The sequence below is a fragment of the Campylobacter sp. CH186 genome (assembly GCF_004378925.1).
GTDB classification, from domain to species: Bacteria; Campylobacterota; Campylobacteria; order Campylobacterales; family Campylobacteraceae; genus Campylobacter_D; species Campylobacter_D jejuni.
On record NZ_RYYB01000003.1, the window covers coordinates 129,418 to 145,416 of the forward strand.

16 protein-coding genes and 1 pseudogene are annotated in these 15,999 nt (G+C 30.4%); 7 read left to right on the forward strand and 10 right to left on the reverse strand.

Features of this window, described 5'->3' with window-relative positions:
- The first annotated feature begins 10 nt into the window (after window positions 1-10).
- The 4 genes from ELQ09_RS04470 to trmA are packed head-to-tail and all read left to right on the forward strand — an operon-like array spanning window position 11 to window position 4,795.
- A complete protein-coding gene (locus ELQ09_RS04470) occupies window positions 11-1,249 on the forward strand; it encodes an ankyrin repeat domain-containing protein (RefSeq protein ID WP_134263797.1) in 1,239 nt (412 codons plus the stop codon).
- Window positions 1,246-1,995, forward strand: coding sequence for an SDR family NAD(P)-dependent oxidoreductase (locus ELQ09_RS04475; protein ID WP_002872837.1), 750 nt, complete (start codon window positions 1,246-1,248; stop codon window positions 1,993-1,995). The genes ELQ09_RS04470 and ELQ09_RS04475 overlap by 4 nt, the downstream gene beginning before the upstream one ends.
- Window positions 1,992-3,725: a Na+/H+ antiporter NhaC family protein gene (locus tag ELQ09_RS04480; protein WP_002857112.1), complete on the forward strand. Its 1,734-nt coding sequence runs from the start codon at window positions 1,992-1,994 to the stop codon at window positions 3,723-3,725. The genes ELQ09_RS04475 and ELQ09_RS04480 overlap by 4 nt, the downstream gene beginning before the upstream one ends.
- The gene (gene trmA, locus ELQ09_RS04485; protein WP_134263798.1) at window positions 3,722-4,795 is read left to right on the forward strand and encodes a tRNA (uridine(54)-C5)-methyltransferase TrmA; all 1,074 of its coding nucleotides are present in this window, start codon (window positions 3,722-3,724) and stop codon (window positions 4,793-4,795) included. Before ELQ09_RS04480 ends, trmA begins: the two co-directional genes overlap by 4 nt.
- Here trmA and ELQ09_RS04490 read toward each other — a convergent pair.
- The gene (locus ELQ09_RS04490; RefSeq protein ID WP_002856751.1) at window positions 4,782-5,198 is read right to left on the reverse strand and encodes a membrane protein; all 417 of its coding nucleotides are present in this window, start codon (window positions 5,196-5,198) and stop codon (window positions 4,782-4,784) included. The two genes, trmA and ELQ09_RS04490, sit on opposite strands and share 14 nt — an antisense overlap.
- Before the next feature lie 118 nt (window positions 5,199-5,316).
- Here ELQ09_RS04490 and ELQ09_RS04495 point away from each other — a divergent pair, with 118 nt between their 5' ends.
- Both ELQ09_RS04495 and ilvA read left to right on the forward strand, forming a co-directional pair.
- Complete coding sequence (locus ELQ09_RS04495; RefSeq protein ID WP_002877179.1) at window positions 5,317-5,730, forward strand: CoA-binding protein; 414 nt, start codon at window positions 5,317-5,319, stop codon at window positions 5,728-5,730.
- Window positions 5,730-6,941: a threonine ammonia-lyase gene (gene ilvA, locus ELQ09_RS04500; protein WP_134263799.1), complete on the forward strand. Its 1,212-nt coding sequence runs from the start codon at window positions 5,730-5,732 to the stop codon at window positions 6,939-6,941. The genes ELQ09_RS04495 and ilvA overlap by 1 nt, the downstream gene beginning before the upstream one ends.
- Here ilvA and truA read toward each other — a convergent pair.
- The 7 genes from truA to glmU are packed head-to-tail and all read right to left on the reverse strand — an operon-like array spanning window position 6,938 to window position 13,184.
- Complete coding sequence (gene truA, locus ELQ09_RS04505) at window positions 6,938-7,663, reverse strand: tRNA pseudouridine(38-40) synthase TruA (RefSeq protein WP_072225843.1); 726 nt, start codon at window positions 7,661-7,663, stop codon at window positions 6,938-6,940. The two genes, ilvA and truA, sit on opposite strands and share 4 nt — an antisense overlap.
- The gene (locus tag ELQ09_RS04510) at window positions 7,660-8,685 is read right to left on the reverse strand and encodes an LptF/LptG family permease (protein WP_002856798.1); all 1,026 of its coding nucleotides are present in this window, start codon (window positions 8,683-8,685) and stop codon (window positions 7,660-7,662) included. The genes truA and ELQ09_RS04510 overlap by 4 nt, the downstream gene beginning before the upstream one ends.
- Window positions 8,685-9,461 (reverse strand): A24 family peptidase, encoded by a 777-nt coding sequence (locus ELQ09_RS04515; protein WP_070317194.1) that lies wholly within the window; start codon window positions 9,459-9,461, stop codon window positions 8,685-8,687. Before ELQ09_RS04515 ends, ELQ09_RS04510 begins: the two co-directional genes overlap by 1 nt.
- Window positions 9,458-10,126: a polyprenyl diphosphate synthase gene (gene uppS / locus ELQ09_RS04520; RefSeq protein ID WP_002852565.1), complete on the reverse strand. Its 669-nt coding sequence runs from the start codon at window positions 10,124-10,126 to the stop codon at window positions 9,458-9,460. Before uppS ends, ELQ09_RS04515 begins: the two co-directional genes overlap by 4 nt.
- A 3-nt stretch (window positions 10,127-10,129) precedes the next feature.
- Window positions 10,130-10,747, reverse strand: coding sequence for a hypothetical protein (locus ELQ09_RS04525; RefSeq protein ID WP_002892499.1), 618 nt, complete (start codon window positions 10,745-10,747; stop codon window positions 10,130-10,132).
- The gene (gene coaBC / locus ELQ09_RS04530; RefSeq protein WP_134263800.1) at window positions 10,744-11,898 is read right to left on the reverse strand and encodes a bifunctional phosphopantothenoylcysteine decarboxylase/phosphopantothenate--cysteine ligase CoaBC; all 1,155 of its coding nucleotides are present in this window, start codon (window positions 11,896-11,898) and stop codon (window positions 10,744-10,746) included. The genes ELQ09_RS04525 and coaBC overlap by 4 nt, the downstream gene beginning before the upstream one ends.
- Window positions 11,895-13,184: a bifunctional UDP-N-acetylglucosamine diphosphorylase/glucosamine-1-phosphate N-acetyltransferase GlmU gene (glmU, locus tag ELQ09_RS04535; protein ID WP_134263801.1), complete on the reverse strand. Its 1,290-nt coding sequence runs from the start codon at window positions 13,182-13,184 to the stop codon at window positions 11,895-11,897. Before glmU ends, coaBC begins: the two co-directional genes overlap by 4 nt.
- Before the next feature lie 143 nt (window positions 13,185-13,327).
- On the opposite strand from glmU, the gene fliP reads away from it, so the two are divergent.
- Window positions 13,328-14,062, forward strand: a complete 735-nt coding sequence (gene fliP / locus ELQ09_RS04540; RefSeq protein WP_002852529.1) for a flagellar type III secretion system pore protein FliP — start codon at window positions 13,328-13,330, stop codon at window positions 14,060-14,062.
- A gap of 15 nt (window positions 14,063-14,077) precedes the next feature.
- Here fliP and ELQ09_RS04545 read toward each other — a convergent pair whose 3' ends face one another.
- Both ELQ09_RS04545 and ELQ09_RS04550 read right to left on the reverse strand, forming a co-directional pair.
- Window positions 14,078-14,848 (reverse strand): transporter substrate-binding domain-containing protein, encoded by a 771-nt coding sequence (locus ELQ09_RS04545; protein ID WP_134263802.1) that lies wholly within the window; start codon window positions 14,846-14,848, stop codon window positions 14,078-14,080.
- A 94-nt stretch (window positions 14,849-14,942) separates the two neighbouring features.
- Window positions 14,943-15,909 (reverse strand): annotated as a pseudogene (locus ELQ09_RS04550) (hypothetical protein); the annotation flags it as partial.
- Window positions 15,910-15,999 lie beyond the last annotated feature (90 nt).

The window sequence follows — 15,999 nt, forward strand, 5'->3', positions numbered from 1 at the left end:
AGGAAAAATATTGAAGTTATTATTCACTTCCTTTTGTTGTTTTGCAAGTTTAATGGCTAGCGATGCCATTAACTGCGACAACATTAAAAATAATAAAACATTGCTAAATGAAAGTTCAAATTTAGATTATTTAAATATAGCTTCAAGCTGTAAAGAATCTTTAAAAAATCAAGATTTTACAAAAAAACTCTATGCGATTTCCAATGAAATTCGCGGAAGCAATAGCTCTTGTAATGGTGTGGCTTATTTGCCCAAATTACAACAATTTGATTTTTTATTATTAAAAATAGCTATCGATCCCATCGCTTATCAAAAAACTTTAGATACACCCGAAAATTTAGAAAAAAAATATGATATTTTAAAATCTTATTTTAGATATTGGGCATATCAAAGTATAGGAAATTTTAGACTTTACAAAGCTTTTTGGAAAGAATATAACAATGCTATAGAACCTTTAGAAAAGTATTTTGAAAGTAATTTTAATTTTGACAAAGGTAGTAATATTTACTATACTAGCAATGCCTTAAACGAATTTTTAAATTGGGCTGTTGGTGAAACAAAAATTTACAAAGACATTAGTCCTTTAGCAAAAATCATGTCAAATAAAAATTATTCAGTATCTTATATACAAGATTTTATTTTTTCAAATAATCCAAGTCAAGATGATCTTACTATAGCCTTGCAAGCAGCGCTTTTAAATCAAAGAGAAAAAGAAATTTTAGAACTTTTGATTCGTTTTGGTGCTAGGATTGACGAAGGTTATGAAAGTGCTATTTTTTATGCATTGGAAAATTATGAAAATACAAACTTTTTAATCCAAAATGGAGCAAATGTTAATCAAGCCAATGCCTTTGGTAAAACCCCACTTTTTTATGCCATAGAGTTTAATCGTCTTGATATCATAAAACTACTTCTTGATAATGGAGCAAATGTTAATCAAAAATATATTAATAACAATGAAAAATTAGCATTAAGTGCGAACATAGGTTCAAATACGCCTTATTTTATTACATTTTGCGCTCTAGAGCACACTTCAAAAAATGTTTTAATGCATGCTGCGGCCTATGGAAATGTTGAAATTTTAAAACTTCTTATTTCAAAAGGAGTAAATTTTAATGCTGTTGATGATCTTGGTTTTAATGCACTCGACTTTGCGCTATCAGCAGGTAAAAAAGAAAATGCTGATTATCTAAAAAGCTTGGGTTTAAAAGCAAACGAAAATCTATTTTACGGAGGTAGTTTAGAATGAAAACCGCATTTATTACAGGAGCTAGTTCAGGTTTTGGTAGAGCTTGCGTTGAAGCTTTTATACAAGAAGGCTATAAAGTAATCGCCCTTGCTAGACGCAAAGAGCGTCTAGAAGAGTTAAAAAATGCTCACAAAGATAAGATTTACACGCTTTGCATAGATGTAAGAAATCAAAAAGAAATCTTTGAGGCTATTGAAAATTTACCCAAAGAATTTCAAGAAATTGATGTGCTTTTTAATAATGCAGGTTTAGCTTTAGGGGTAGATGAATTTGATAAATTAAACCTTGAAGATATTAACACTATGATTGATACAAACATCAAAGGATTTTTATATGTTGCAAAAGCTGTTATTCCTATACTTCGTAAACAAAAAAATGCTTATATTTTTAACTTAGGTTCGGTTGCGGGACGCAATCCTTATTTTGGAGGCAATGTGTATTGTGGAACCAAAGCCTTTGTAGGACAATTTTCATTGGCCTTAAGAAATGATCTTAGAGGAAGCAATATCAAAGTAACAAACATTGCTCCAGGACTTTGCAAAACTGAATTTAGTGAAGTGCGTTTTAAAGGAGATATCCAAAAAGCTGATGCAGTGTATGAAAATACGCAATTTATCAGTGCTAATGATATTGCCAAAGTGGTAATGTCTATCATTAACCTACCAAGCCATATTAATGTTAATGAAATCGAGCTTATGCCGGTAACACAAACTTGGAATGGATTTTATATAGAAAGAGATGAATGAATAAATTTTTAGTTTTATTGTTTTTACCTTTAGTTGCATTTGCAAACTCCTCAGAAGCAGCTGCAAATGCTAATTTATTTGGAGCTTTTACGCTTATACCGCCTTTAGTTGCTATTGCTTTAGCCTTTATCACAAAAGATGTTATTTTGTCACTCTTTGCTGGAGTTTTAAGTGGAACTTTTCTACTTAGCCTTTCTGCAAATATTTTTAAAGCACAACATTTAGCTTTTGTAAATTTTTATAATACTGCAGTAGAATCTTTTTCAAAGATTATTTCTTATATCTTAGGTTCAACTTCTGATCCAGTAAATGCGGGAATCATTTTACAAATTCTTTGTATAGGTGGTCTTGTGGCGCTTATCACAAAAATGGGTGGCGCAAAAGCTGTAGCATTAAAATTTGCCAAAAGAGCCAAATCAGCTGTATCAGCTCAAGTTAATACTTGGTTTTTAGGGCTTTTAATATTTTTTGATGATTATGCTAATTTACTGATCGTAGGTCCAATTATGCGTCCTTTGGCGGATAAATTTAAAATTTCTCGTGAAAAATTTGCCTTTATTATCGACTCTACCGCAGCTCCTGTAGCAGGAATAGCTGTAATTTCTACTTGGATAGGCTTAGAAGTTTCTTTAATTAAAACCGCTTATGAACACATAGGCATTAGCGATATTAGTGCTTTTGGAATTTTTGTTGAAACCATACCTTATCGTTTTTATAATATCTTCATGCTTTTTTTTGTAGTCATGACTGCAATCATGGGACGTGAGTTTGGTTCTATGTATAAGGCTGAAGTGCGTGCAAGAACCACAGGACAAATTGCTCCTCTACCTAAATCAGGCACACTAGATACTGCTGAATTAGAAGATCAATTTTTAGCACCAAAAGAAGGTATTAAAATTCGTGCTTTTGATGCTATTGTTCCTATTTTTACTTTAATCATTTTAGCTATATTAGGATTTTATTTTAATGGACTTAGCACTTTAGAAGGCGAAGAACTTGCAAAAGCAAGTGCTAATCCTTTGTCTTTTGAAACTTTTAGGGCTGCTTTTGGAAATGCTGATTCTTCTGTGGTGTTATTCCAAGCTGCTTTGTTTGCTGCTATTGTAGCGATTTTTATCGGGGTGCGTCGTAAAATTTTCAATCTTAAAGAAGCGGTAGAAACTTGGATATATGGCTGGAAAACCATGATTTTTACCATAGTATTGCTTTTATTTGCTTGGTCGCTTTCAAGTATAGTAAAAGATCTAGGAACTTCTTTATTTATCACTAGTTTGCTTGCAGATAAATTGCCTGAGTTTATTTTACCTGCTACTATTTTTGCTTTTGCTTCAGCCATTTCTTTTGCCATAGGAACAAGCTATGGAACTATGGGGATTTTAATGCCTTTGGCTGTGCCTTTAGCTCATGAAATCGCTAAAATCAATGGTATGGATGCAAATGCTATGCATCATTATATGGTTATTAATATAAGCTGCGTTTTAACAGGTGCGATTTTTGGAAACCATTGCTCACCAATTTCAGATAATGTAATCCTTTCATCTATGAGTGCAAAATGCGATCATATGGAGCATGTAAGAACACAAATTCCTTATGCTTTATTTATCTGTGGTATTTCTTTAATCGCTGGATATATTCCTGTATCTTTAGGACTTAGCGTTTGGTTTGTCTTGCCTTTAAATTTCATACTTATTGCACTTTTATTAAGACTCATCGGAAAGAAAGTTCCATGAGTCTTGAAAATTTTGGAAATTTTCTCACTTTAAATGAAAAACACTCTTTCATAAAAAAATATTTTAAAGAATTTTATACAAAGGATTTTAAACTTTTTGCCTCAAAAGATAAGCATTATCGTATAAGAGCTGAACTTTCATTTTATCATGAAAATGATACGCTTTTTTATGCAATGTTTGATCCAAAAAGCAAAAAAAAGTACATTATAGAATATTTAGATTTTGCTGATGAAAAAATTTGTGCTTTTATGCCAAAACTTCTAGAATACTTGCGTCAAGATAATAAATTAAAAGAAAAACTTTTTGGCGTGGAGTTTTTAACCACAAAGCAAGAACTTAGCGTAACCTTACTCTATCATAAAAATATAGAGGATATAAAGTCAAATTTAGAAAATTTAAGCAATATTCTTCATATCAACCTTATAGCAAGAAGTAAAGGCAAAAAACTTATTTTTAAAACAGAAAATCTAAGACAAACTTTAAATATTCAAGATAGAAAAATATTTTATGAATTTAACAACGATTGTTTTATTCAGCCTAATACTGCTATAAATGAAAAAATGATTACTTGGGTGTGTGAAATTTTAAATACTCAAAAAAGAATGGATTTACTTGAGCTTTACTGTGGATATGGAAATTTTACTTTAGCTTTAGCACCATTCTTTTTTAAAGTTTTAGCCACTGAAATTTCAAAAAACAATATTAATTTTGCTTTAAAAAATTGCAAACTTAACAATACAACAAATATCTACTTTGCAAGACTTTCAAGCGAAGAATTAAGTCTTGCTATCAAAAAAGAAAGAGAATTTTTTCGTTTAAAAGATATTCGATTAGATGATTTTAATTTCTCTCATGTTTTAGTTGATCCACCCCGTGCAGGACTTGATAAAAGCGTAATTGACTTAATAAAAAAATATGAAAATATTATTTATATTTCTTGCAATCCTATCACTTTAAAAGAAAATTTAAAAGAATTAAGCCTAACACATAGAGTGGAAGAGTTTGCTCTTTTTGATCAATTTGCCAATACTCCACATCTTGAATGTGGAGTATTTCTTAGCAAGGTATAAAAAAATAATTCATTAATTTAGCCAGTATTACTATCGCGATACAAAGCACAAATACAAAAGGGTGGATAAAAGCACCAAGCGGGTTTTTCTTCTTTAATATAAAATGACAAAATAAAGAAAAAACAACTAAAGATAAAATTCCAAAAGCCAAAATAATTTTTACAGCAAAAAGTAAATTTAAAGGTTTGAAATGAAAACCTGCCAAAGCACCTCCGCTTAAAAAAAGCAAAAGAACCACAAAAGGCATTATTTTAACCCCAGTAGCACTAAAAAGACTTTTGTCAAAATTAGGATTTTTCTTTTTAACTACGCCCAAAACAAATACATCAACAAACAAATAACCTATAAACAAAATAGCACAAAGAAGATGGATTGTTAAAGTATATGGATAAAATTCTTCCATTTTTCCCTCCTTATTAAACTTCGGAATTTGCTATATTATAACACTTTTTTCATTTTTTGAATTCACTTTAGTTAATTTTTTAATCATTTAAGATAAAATACCAAAACAAAGGTCAACAATGAATGAAAAAGAAACTATCTCTTATATTATAAATGCAAGTAAAAATATTGCCATATTTGCTTTAAGCCCAGATAAGACAAAAGCTTCTTATAGGGTAGCAGAATTTTTACAAAGAAAAAATTATAAAATTTTTCCTATTTATCCTAAAGAAGAGTTTATTTTAAATGAAAAAGTTTATAGAAATTTAGATCAAATAGAAGAAAAAATCGATACACTTATACTTTTTAGAAAAGGCGAAGTGGCACTAGAAATTCTTCCTAAGCTTGTTGAAAAAAATATTAAAAACCTATGGCTTCAACTTGGTATTAGTAATGAAACAGCCAAAGAAGAATGTAAAAAATTAGATATAAATTTTATACAAAATCGTTGCATTATGCTAGAATATCCGCATTTTAAAACAAAGGAAAAATAGTGTTAGAGCTTAATAAAATTTACAAAGCAAAACAACAAATTTCAGAGTTTGTAAACAAAACTCCTTTCATATACTCTTCTTTTTTAAGTGATATTTGTCAAAGTGAAATTTATCTTAAAAATGAAAATTTACAAATTACAGGTGCTTATAAAATTCGTGGAGCTTATAATAAAATAGCCAATCTTAGCGCTGAACAAAAACAACATGGAGTCATTGCCGCAAGTGCGGGAAACCATGCTCAAGGCGTGGCCATTAGTGCAAAAAAATTTGGCATTAAAGCAGTTATTGTAATGCCAGAATCCACTCCGCTCTTAAAAGTTTCTGCTACAAAAGCCTTAGGAGCAGAGGTGATACTCAAAGGGGATAATTTTGATGAAGCCTATACTTTTGCAACCTCTTATGCTAAAGAAAATAATCTTAGCTTTATTCATCCTTTTGAAGATGAATTTGTAATGGCAGGACAAGGAACTTTGATGCTTGAAATGCTTGATGAAATAAGCGATCTTGATATGATTATCGCACCTGTTGGAGGTGGAGGACTTATAAGTGGTATCGCAAGTGCAGCTAAACAAATCAATCCAAACATTAAAATCATCGGAGTTGGAGCCAAAGGAGCTCCTGCAATGTATGAAAGTTTTCATGCTAAAAAAATCAAAAATGCAAAAAGCGTACGCACTATAGCCGATGGTATTGCTGTGCGTGATGCAAATCCTATTAATTTTAACATTATTTTAGAATGTGTAGATGATTTTATCCAAGTTGATGATGAAGAAATCGCTAATGCGGTATTGTTTTTACTCGAAAAACATAAAATCATAGTTGAAGGCGCAGGAGCTGCGAGTGTAGCCACCCTGCTTCATCAAAAAATAAATACACAAAATCATAAAAAAATTGGCGTAGTTTTAAGCGGAGGCAATATCGATGCACAAATGCTAAATATCATCATAGAAAAAGGTTTATTTAAATCCTATAGAAAAATGCAAATTCATGTTACTTTAGTAGATAAACCTGGGGCATTATTACACCTTACAGACAGCTTAAAAATAGCCAATGCAAATATAGTAAAAATCGACTATGATAGATTTTCCACCAAGCTTGATTATGGCGATGCGATGATTTCAATTACCCTAGAAACCAAAGGTAAAGAACATCAAGAAGAAATAAGAAAAATTTTAACCCAAAAGGCCTTTAATTTCTATGAAAGTTTTTAATAACATATACGGCTTAAATAAAGCCCATTTGGTGGTGCTAAAAAGTGATTATATTGCTTTTTGGCCTCAATCTGTTCTTTGAGCTCTTTTTCACTCATTTTTCCTTCTAAAACCTTTAAAACACTTGCTACACTTAATCTAATTTGCCCTCTTAAAAAACCATTAGCTTTAAAATGAAAAATGCTAAAATCTTTATAAGCATAAGCTCTAGCAATAAAAATTTCTCTTAAAGTCGTTTTATTATCCCCTCCACTTTTGCAAAAAAACTTTAAATCCTTTTTTCCCACAAAAAAACCCAAAAGCTCGTTAGCCTTATCTAAGTCAAATTTAGGATAAAAATGTACATAAGAAGCCATAAAAGGACTATAAGAAGAATGAGAAAATATATAGCGGTATTCTCTACTTTTTACATCAAATCTTACTTCAAAATCATCTTTTACTTTTTCAATTTTTTTGATATGGATAAAAGGATGGGAAAATTTATTAAGCTGTTTTTGAAGATATTCTAAATTTACAAAATGATCTCCACACTCCACACTAGCTACAGCATAGCTTGCATGTACTCCTTTATCTGTACGAGAAGCCATCAAAAGAGGTGAAACAATACCCAAATGCGATAAGGCCCCACTTAAAGCATCTTGAACACCTTTTTTATGAGGCTGAGTAGCAGAACCTAAAAAAGCAGAGCCATCATAAGAAAATATAATTTTTATTTTCATCAATAACGACTCAAAATCATTTTCTTAAAACAATAAGCCGAAACAAATAAACTTAAAGAAAAAATTCCAAGGCAAGCCAAAATTGGAGGTTGAGAAAAAGAACTTAAAAGTCCAAAATATATAGCAATCACTCCAAACATACCTAAATACACATAGCCTTTTTCATAACGATAAGTAACCAAACCAAAACAAAGCGCAAAAAGCGTACTAGCAAGTGGAAACAAGGCTATAGTTGTATAAATCACAAATTCTCTTGCTCTTTGTGGATTTTCGTTTAAATCATTCCAGTATTCATAAAATTTCTTTGTTTGAAGATTGTCTGTATTAAACTGAGTATTTACTACTAAAGTGTCAAATTCTCCACTAAAAATACTTTGACCTTGCTCAAAATTATACATTTTGCCTTGATTCAAGCTAAAAGCAAAGCTATCATCTTTTCTTTGCACATGCGCTTCTTTGGCTATGATAAGTTGTTCTTTATCATCTGCTTTATGTTTAGGGCGATACATAATTATGTTTTCATACTTATCGCTATCTTGTTTTTCTATAAAAATCATCCAGTCTAAAAATTTTTGTCCAAATTCTCCTGTTTTGTAGTTAAATTTCACTTGAGTGCTTTTATAGTTTACAAAGTTATCCTGAAGTTCAAATACTATAGGTATCATTACCAAAGCCACAACAAGCATAAAAGCACTAATCAAGCTTGCAATTTTAAGGAAAAATTTTGCCAAAATCATTGGTGAAAATCCCAAAGTAAAAAGTACTATGCTTTCATTTTCCTTAGAAAGCCTAAACAAAGCCAAAGTTAAAGAAATAAAAAAAGATATAGGCAAGGTAAAAATTAAAATTCTAGGCAACATAAACCCATAAAGCTTTAAAAGATCCAAAAAACTAATCTCTATGCTTGAAGTAAGTTTTGCAAGTTGAATAAAAAACACCATAGATACAATAGCAAAAAGTACGAAAAATATAGACAAATTCGTACTTAAAAATTGATTTAAAACATATCTTAAACTAAGCTTCATTAGAATAATCCTAAGTTTTTATAAAATAAAACTGCCACAAAAGCGATATTTAAAAAGGGTATCATAGCAAGTTCTTGCTCTTTTATTGCTTTAATTTTAAAAAAAATAAAAAAAGGCAAAGTTAAAATAGAAGCTATAAGTAATACTAAAAATCCATACTCAAAACCTAAAATTCCACCTATACAAGACATAATGATAATATCAGCATCACCCAAATTTTCTAAAATTTCATCTTTTTTTCGGAAATTCATTAGAAAAAAAACCAAACTTTTTAATAAAAAAACAAATCCTCCAAAACTAAAAGCATTTAGCAAAAAACCTCCGCTAAACTCTTTAAAAATCAAAAAATGTAAAATTTCACTTTCCCTAAAGGCGCAAAAAAAAGCAAATAAAAAAGCGCTCCAAAGTAAAATTTGTGGTACGGCTTTGAGTTTAATATCAATTAAAGAAAGCAAGAAAAGATTAAATAAAAATAGAGATAAAAATAAAAAATCATAAAAATTTTGACTTAAAGAATAAGCCAAAATAAGCAAAATTATGCCTAAAATTTCATTAATTAACAAAGAAATAGGCAAATGACATTTGCAAGTTTGACATTTTGCCTTTAAAAAAACATAAGAAAAAATAGGAATAATTTCATAGTATTTTAATTTTGTATCGCAAGAAAAACAAAAAGAGCGCGAGATAAAAAAGGGCTTTTTTTCAATTATCCTACTTGCCAAACTTGTGCAAAAAGAACCCAAACAAGCCCCTAGAATTATTATGAAAAATATCATTTTCCAAAAGTTCTTTCTCTATTTCTAAATTCTTTAATAATCCTTTTAAATTCTCTCTTGGTAAGAGATGGAAATAAAGTTTCACTAAAATAAATTTCAGCATATGAACACTGCCAAAGTAAGAAATTTGAAAGCCTTTTGGCATTTCCAACGCGAAGCATCAAATCCACATCTAAAGGTAAATCTAAATTTTGCGTTAAATTTTCTTCATTTAGCTCAAGTTTTTTTTCAATCACACGCTTAGCAGCTCTTATAATTTCATCTCTTGCACCATAACTTATAGCCAAATTAACACAAAGTGCGTCACAATGCTTTGTTTTTTCTTCAACTAAGGTAATTTTTTCTCTTACTTTATCTTCCAAACGCGATAAATCACCTATAGCTCTTAAACGCACATTATTTTTTTCAAATTTTTCTAAAGCTTCATCCAAACAACGATCTAAAAGTTCAAAAATAAAATCAATTTCATCTTTAGGGCGCTTCCAATTTTCCGTACTAAAAGCAAAAAGGCTTAAATTTGAAATATTTTCTTCCATGCAAACTTCCATCAATTTTTGCATAGTTTTAACTCCTTGGGAATATCCAAGTTTTGCCAAAAAACCCTTAGCCCTAGCCCAGCGCCTATTACCATCCATAACAACAGCAAGGTGTTTTAATTCATTCATTTTTCATCCTTTAAAATCAAAAAGCCTTTTAAAAACAAACAAAGGTTCAATCTTGTTTTCTTGTGATACATTAAAATCTAAATGTTCGTTTAAAAATTTTTGCACCTTAGCAAAAGGTGTAAAAACACTAACACCTTGTGAATCTATCAAAATTTTCAAAGCTCCAAAAACACTAAAATATAAGTAAATTTCTAAATATTTTGCTCTTTTACGCATTTGAAATAAGCAAGATTTATTTTCAAAGATAAAAGGAATATGATAAATATTTTCAAAACTTGCAAAAAGCATTTCTTTTAATATCTGATAACGCTCTATATCTTTACAATCTAAAAGATTTTGTATGATGAATTTTTTATAAGAAATTTTATCCTCTAAAATAGCGATTATCAAAGCCAATCCCTCTTCAAAAGGTTTGAAATTAGGACGCTTTGAAAGATGTTTAAATTGTATAACTCCACCATTTTGCATATAAAGTTCGGCTAAATATTCAGCGCCAATTTCAAGCTCTATCATGCTTTTGGTTTGAATCTTTTTGTGATTTAACAAAAGCGTATAATGTCCATAGCCTGATTTAGCTAAAACTTTCATTTGTATAGGCAAGGTAGAATTAATCATACTCATAATTTTTCACACCATTTTACTAATTCAAATGCCAATTTTTCTTTGCTTTGCAAAGTGCTTTTATTTTCATTGTTTAAAGTGATAAAATAAAGCTCATTTTGATCACTTCCAAAATAATTTTTTTGATCAATGATATTAAGGCAAACCATATCAAGTTGCTTATCTTTTAAAGATTTTTTCGCATTTTCTAAGGCATTTTGAGAATCAAATTCCATCTTAAAACCTATCTTTTTACCTTGAAATTTGCAAGTTTTAAGCAAATCTTCATTTAAAGATAGGTGTAAATTTAAACCCTGTAAATGCTCATTTTTTTTAATTTTCCCTTTTACACTTTGAGGGATAAAATCACTCACTGCAGCCGTCATAATCAAAAAGTCATGATTTAAATTTTTATCCAAAAGCTCCTTTAAATCCTTAGAACTTTCAAATTTGCAAAACTCATAAGGCGTATCAAATTCCACAGAGCTTAAAAGTTTTACCCTAGCTCCTAAAAAATAAAAAGCATCAGCTATGGCTTTTGCCATTTTTCCACTTGAAAAATTACTCACACAACGCACATCATCGATTCTTTCCCTTGTGCCGCCACCTGTGATAACTACACTTTTATCGCACCAAAACTTTTCTTTTAAAAGTTCTCTTTTGGTGATATTGAAAATATCCTTAACTTCAGCTAAGGCTCCTACGCCTTCATCTTTACAAGCTAAAACTTTACAAATAGGCTCTATAATCAAAGCTTTATTTTTTTTAAGTATCTTTAAAGAATTTTGTGTGCTAAAATGATGAAACATATTTGTATTTGCCGCAGGAGCTATGATAAGAGGTTTATTTGCTGCGATTAAGGTTTGGATAAAAAGATTATCCGCTATACCAAAAGCAAGTTTATTGATAGAATTAACACTTGCAGGGGCAAACAAAACAAGATCTGCATCCTTACTAAAAGCTATGTGATTGTTTGAGTTTTGCCAACTTTCATTTTCCTCGCATAAAATCTCATCAGCCAAGGCTTCAAAACTCATTTTGCTAGCAAATTTTAACAAACCATTAGAAAGCAAAACTTTTACCCTAAAGCCTTCTTTTTTAAACAAAGAAATAAGCTCGTAAGATTTATAAAAAGCTATACTGCCACTAATGGCTAAAAATATGGTTTTCATTTTTGAAATTTCTTATAATAATAATCTTTTATCATTTTATGCTCTGCTCTATTGATAAATAAAGCACCTTTTTCTACATTAACACTTACTGTGCTTCCTGCTGCTATGATCGCTTCATCTTCGATTTTTACAGGTGCGATAAATTGCGTATCAGAACCTACAAAAACATTTTTTCCTATGATGGTTTTATGCTTTTTTACCCCGTCATAATTACAAGTGATAGTCCCACAGCCTATATTAGTTCCACTATCTATCTCACAATCTCCCAAATAGCTCAAATGCCCTGCTTTTACGGTATTTAACTTCGCATTTTTGCATTCTACAAAATTTCCTATATGAGTGTTTTTTAACTCACAATTTGGACGCAAATGTGCCAAAGGCCCTACATCGCTATTTTCTACAATGGAATTTTCTATCACGCTTGAACTTTTAATGATAGAGTTTATAATCTTACTTTTACCCTCTATCCTTACATTTTCATATACTTCGCATTCACCTACAAATTCAACATCTGCACCTATAAAAGTGCTTTGCGGTAAATGAAAAATCACTCCCTGTTGCATCCAGTGTTTTTTAATTTTTTCTTGCATGAAATTTTCAGCTATACTGAGTTCAAATTTATCATTAATCCCCATAAATTCATCTTCATCTACAAAAACCGCTTTAATCATCACATCTTTTTCTTTTGCTAGTTTTACAATGTCGGTTAAATAATACTCTTTTGCCGCATTATTGTTATCAATCAAAGGTAAAAGCTCTTTTAAAAGCCTCGAGTCAATCACATAAACCCCAGAATTGCAAGTATTTATCTCTTTTTCTTGTGTATTTGCATCTTTAAATTCAACAATTTTTTCAACGCTATCGTTTTTTATCACCACTCTACCATAACTTTTAGGATCTCTTGCTTTAAAAACTGCTAGATTTAATTTTGCATTATTACCCAACAAAGCTTCCAAACTTGTTTGCTCAACCAAAGGCATATCGCCACAAAGAATCAACACTCTTTCATTTTTAGGCTCAAACCCCCTTAAAGCTCCCGCAGTTCCTGGATAATTTTGCAAGTCTTGCTCTAAAATTTGTGTTTTTGGAAAATGTTCTAAAATTTCTTTTTCAACGCGTTCTTTTTGATGCGATAAAACTACACTTACATCATCACTTAAAGCAAAAGCCTTTTTTAAAATGTGTAAAATCATACTTTTTTGACAAAGCTCTTGCAAAACCTTTGGCTTTTGTGATTTCATTCTAGTGCCTAATCCTGCCGCTAAAATCAAAATAGAAGTTTTCATTTTTTACCTTTGTTATTAAGAAGTCTAAAAGACTATTTTAGCAGTTTAAAGTTAAAATCCTAATACCCTTAAACTAGTTTTTAGTCATCAAAAGATAAAATTTAAATTTCTTTAATAAAAAACAAAAAAAAGGTTTTTAAATTTTGAAAAAAATATTATTATTTTTACTTTTAAGCATGAGCTTATTTGCTGCTGAAGCAACTATCCCTACAGTAAATTTAAGCTTAAGTGCACCCAATACACCTAATCAGCTTGTTACTACTTTAAATATAGTGATTGTTTTAACCATACTTGCACTCGCTCCAAGTATAGTTTTTGTTATGACTTCTTTCTTGCGTCTTATTGTGGTATTTTCATTTTTGCGACAAGCTATGGGGACGCAAAGTATGCCACCTAACACTATTTTAGTAACCTTGGCTTTAATTTTAACTTTTTTTATCATGGAACCTGTAGCTACAAAATCTTATAATGAAGGTATAAAACCTTATTTAGCAGAAAAAATAGGCTATGAAGAGGCTTTTATAAAAGGAGCAAAGCCTTTTAAAGATTTTATGCTTAAAAATACTCGCGAAAAAGATTTAGCCCTTTTTTATCGCATACGCAATCTACCCAATCCCAAAACCATAGATGATGTTCCCCTTACGGTTTTAGTTCCTGCTTTTATGATTTCAGAGCTTAAAACTGCTTTTGAAATAGGGTTTTTAATCTACCTACCTTTTTTAGTCATAGATATGGTTGTAAGCTCAGTTTTAATGGCTATGGGTATGATGATGCTACCTCCTACTATGATCTCTTTACCTTTTAAACTCTTAATTTTTGTATTAGTGGATGGATGGAATTTGCTAGTGCAAAGGCTTGTGGAAAGCTTTGTAACCTAAGAAGGAAAATCCTTCTTAGAAAAAGAATTCTAAATTATTCTTTTTAAAAGTATCTTTAACATCTTTAAGATATTTTTCTCCTAAAGAATCAAAAAGCCCATCTTTTTTGCTTTCTGCAATAAATTCATCAAGCTCTTTTTTAAGTTCTGCATTACCTTTTTGCACTGCTATACCCCAAAACTCAGGATTTTCTTGAAAAGGTGCCAAAATGGCTCTAGTTGTATCTTGATGTTTTTGCCAAGTGCGATAAATCGTAAGTTGATCATAAAAAAATCCATCAGCCTTACCTTGAATCACTTCCAAAATAGCAGTATTTTCTTTATCAAATAAATTAATAGTTGCATTTTTTAAATTTTTAACCGCATATAAATGCCCTGTAGAACCACGCTTTAAAGCCAAAACTTTGCCCTTTTTATCTAAATCTTTGATATTTGTAATATCAGAGCCCAAAGGAGCTAAAATAGCCAAATTTGCCTTAGCATAAGGAATGCTAAAATCCACCACTTTCTTTCTCTCATCGGTAATTGTCATAGAAGACATGATAAGATCTATCTTGGCTGTTTTTAAAGCAGGTATTAAACCATCCCAAGCGATATTTTTTACTACAAGTTTATAGCCGTTTTTCTTTGCAAAAGCTTCTAAAAAATCCACACTAATTCCACTTGCTTTGCCTGTTTTATCGCTCATTTCAAAAGGCGGATATCCAAGCTCCATTCCTACAACCAAATCTTTTGCACTCAAATTTAAAGCAAAAAAAGAGATAAAAATCAAAATAATTTTTTTCATAATTTCCTTTCAAATTTTTTTGTAAAAAAATTATACTAATTTTATCTTATTTTGTTATTAGCAATTTGCTTCAAACTTAAAAAATTAATACTTCCTAAACCCTAGTTTGTCCTATAAGATTATTAAGTCTATCCGCTATAGAATCAGCAAAAGAATTTATACTTTCACTGCTTACTTTCCAACCATTAGCTTTTGCTTGATTAAACTGATTATCAAACCAAGCTCCACCATAACCTATGCTTGTATTTTGCCATTTAACCCCTTTATCCATTGCATATATATCTGCATCAAGCTAGCCATCTTGTGCATAACCTTTTAATAAACTTGCAAAATCTACTTTGCCTGTCATGATGTCATCTAAGGAAGTTAATGATCCATCAAAGCTTTCTTTAGCCATAGCTTCAGCATAAGACTTAGCTATAGGATTTAATGTTGCACTACCTTCTCTTGGCAATACACCCGTTGATTTTAAAAAACTCATAAACAAAGCTTCTTTAGAGTAGCTTCCATCTTCATTTTGTGGATAAACTGACATATCAGGATTAAAAGTATCTATTGCAGTGTCTTTATCTAAATTTTGAGTTTGCATACTTTGCGGAGTGAAATTTAATGGTTGTAAGCCTATATTAATATGTCCAAACATTCCTAATTGTTCTGCTTCATTATATTGCTCTTGTGTATTATAATAGTTTGTTATTGTTAGCTTATTATAATTTTTCGGCATAATACCTATAGTTTTAGATGATAATTCACTAATTCCCTTAGGCATAGAATTTATATCTGCTTCAGTGAAACTTGTTTTATTGGTATCATTAAAAGTATGATTAACAATTTGATTAAATTGATTATAGTATTGTTTTATGGTATCAGCCATATCGATATTGGTAAAATAGCGAGAAATTCCTAGCTGTTCTTTTATGTCTTGATATTGTGCTTCATTAAAGTTATATATCTCATCTAAAGTAGATTTATGTATCTTAAAATCTTCAGGAAGTCCTGCGGCTTTGTTAAAATTCTCCCATATAACCATTAGCATCTACTCCATAACCATAAGCTAAAGATACTCATATTAATTCCTTGATTTAGATTTTTTTGCCTTCAACCTAAATATATTAAAATAATATAAGCAAAATCTGTTCCGTTTTGGGGTG

Excerpts from the sequence above, each read along its gene's own strand:
- ELQ09_RS04475 (WP_002872837.1), top strand. The coding sequence starts at position 1,246 with ATGAAAACCGCATTTATTACAGGAGCTAGTTCAGGTTTTGGTAGAGCT.
- ELQ09_RS04480 (WP_002857112.1), top strand. The coding sequence starts at position 1,992 with ATGAATAAATTTTTAGTTTTATTGTTTTTACCTTTAGTTGCATTTGCA.
- trmA (WP_134263798.1), top strand. The coding sequence starts at position 3,722 with ATGAGTCTTGAAAATTTTGGAAATTTTCTCACTTTAAATGAAAAACAC.
- ELQ09_RS04490 (WP_002856751.1), bottom strand. The coding sequence starts at position 5,198 with ATGGAAGAATTTTATCCATATACTTTAACAATCCATCTTCTTTGTGCT.
- ELQ09_RS04495 (WP_002877179.1), top strand. The coding sequence starts at position 5,317 with ATGAATGAAAAAGAAACTATCTCTTATATTATAAATGCAAGTAAAAAT.
- ELQ09_RS04510 (WP_002856798.1), bottom strand. The coding sequence starts at position 8,685 with ATGAAGCTTAGTTTAAGATATGTTTTAAATCAATTTTTAAGTACGAAT.
- ELQ09_RS04515 (WP_070317194.1), bottom strand. The coding sequence starts at position 9,461 with ATGATATTTTTCATAATAATTCTAGGGGCTTGTTTGGGTTCTTTTTGC.
- uppS (WP_002852565.1), bottom strand. The coding sequence starts at position 10,126 with ATGAATGAATTAAAACACCTTGCTGTTGTTATGGATGGTAATAGGCGC.
- ELQ09_RS04525 (WP_002892499.1), bottom strand. The coding sequence starts at position 10,747 with ATGAGTATGATTAATTCTACCTTGCCTATACAAATGAAAGTTTTAGCT.
- coaBC (WP_134263800.1), bottom strand. The coding sequence starts at position 11,898 with ATGAAAACCATATTTTTAGCCATTAGTGGCAGTATAGCTTTTTATAAA.
- glmU (WP_134263801.1), bottom strand. The coding sequence starts at position 13,184 with ATGAAAACTTCTATTTTGATTTTAGCGGCAGGATTAGGCACTAGAATG.
- ELQ09_RS04545 (WP_134263802.1), bottom strand. The coding sequence starts at position 14,848 with ATGAAAAAAATTATTTTGATTTTTATCTCTTTTTTTGCTTTAAATTTG.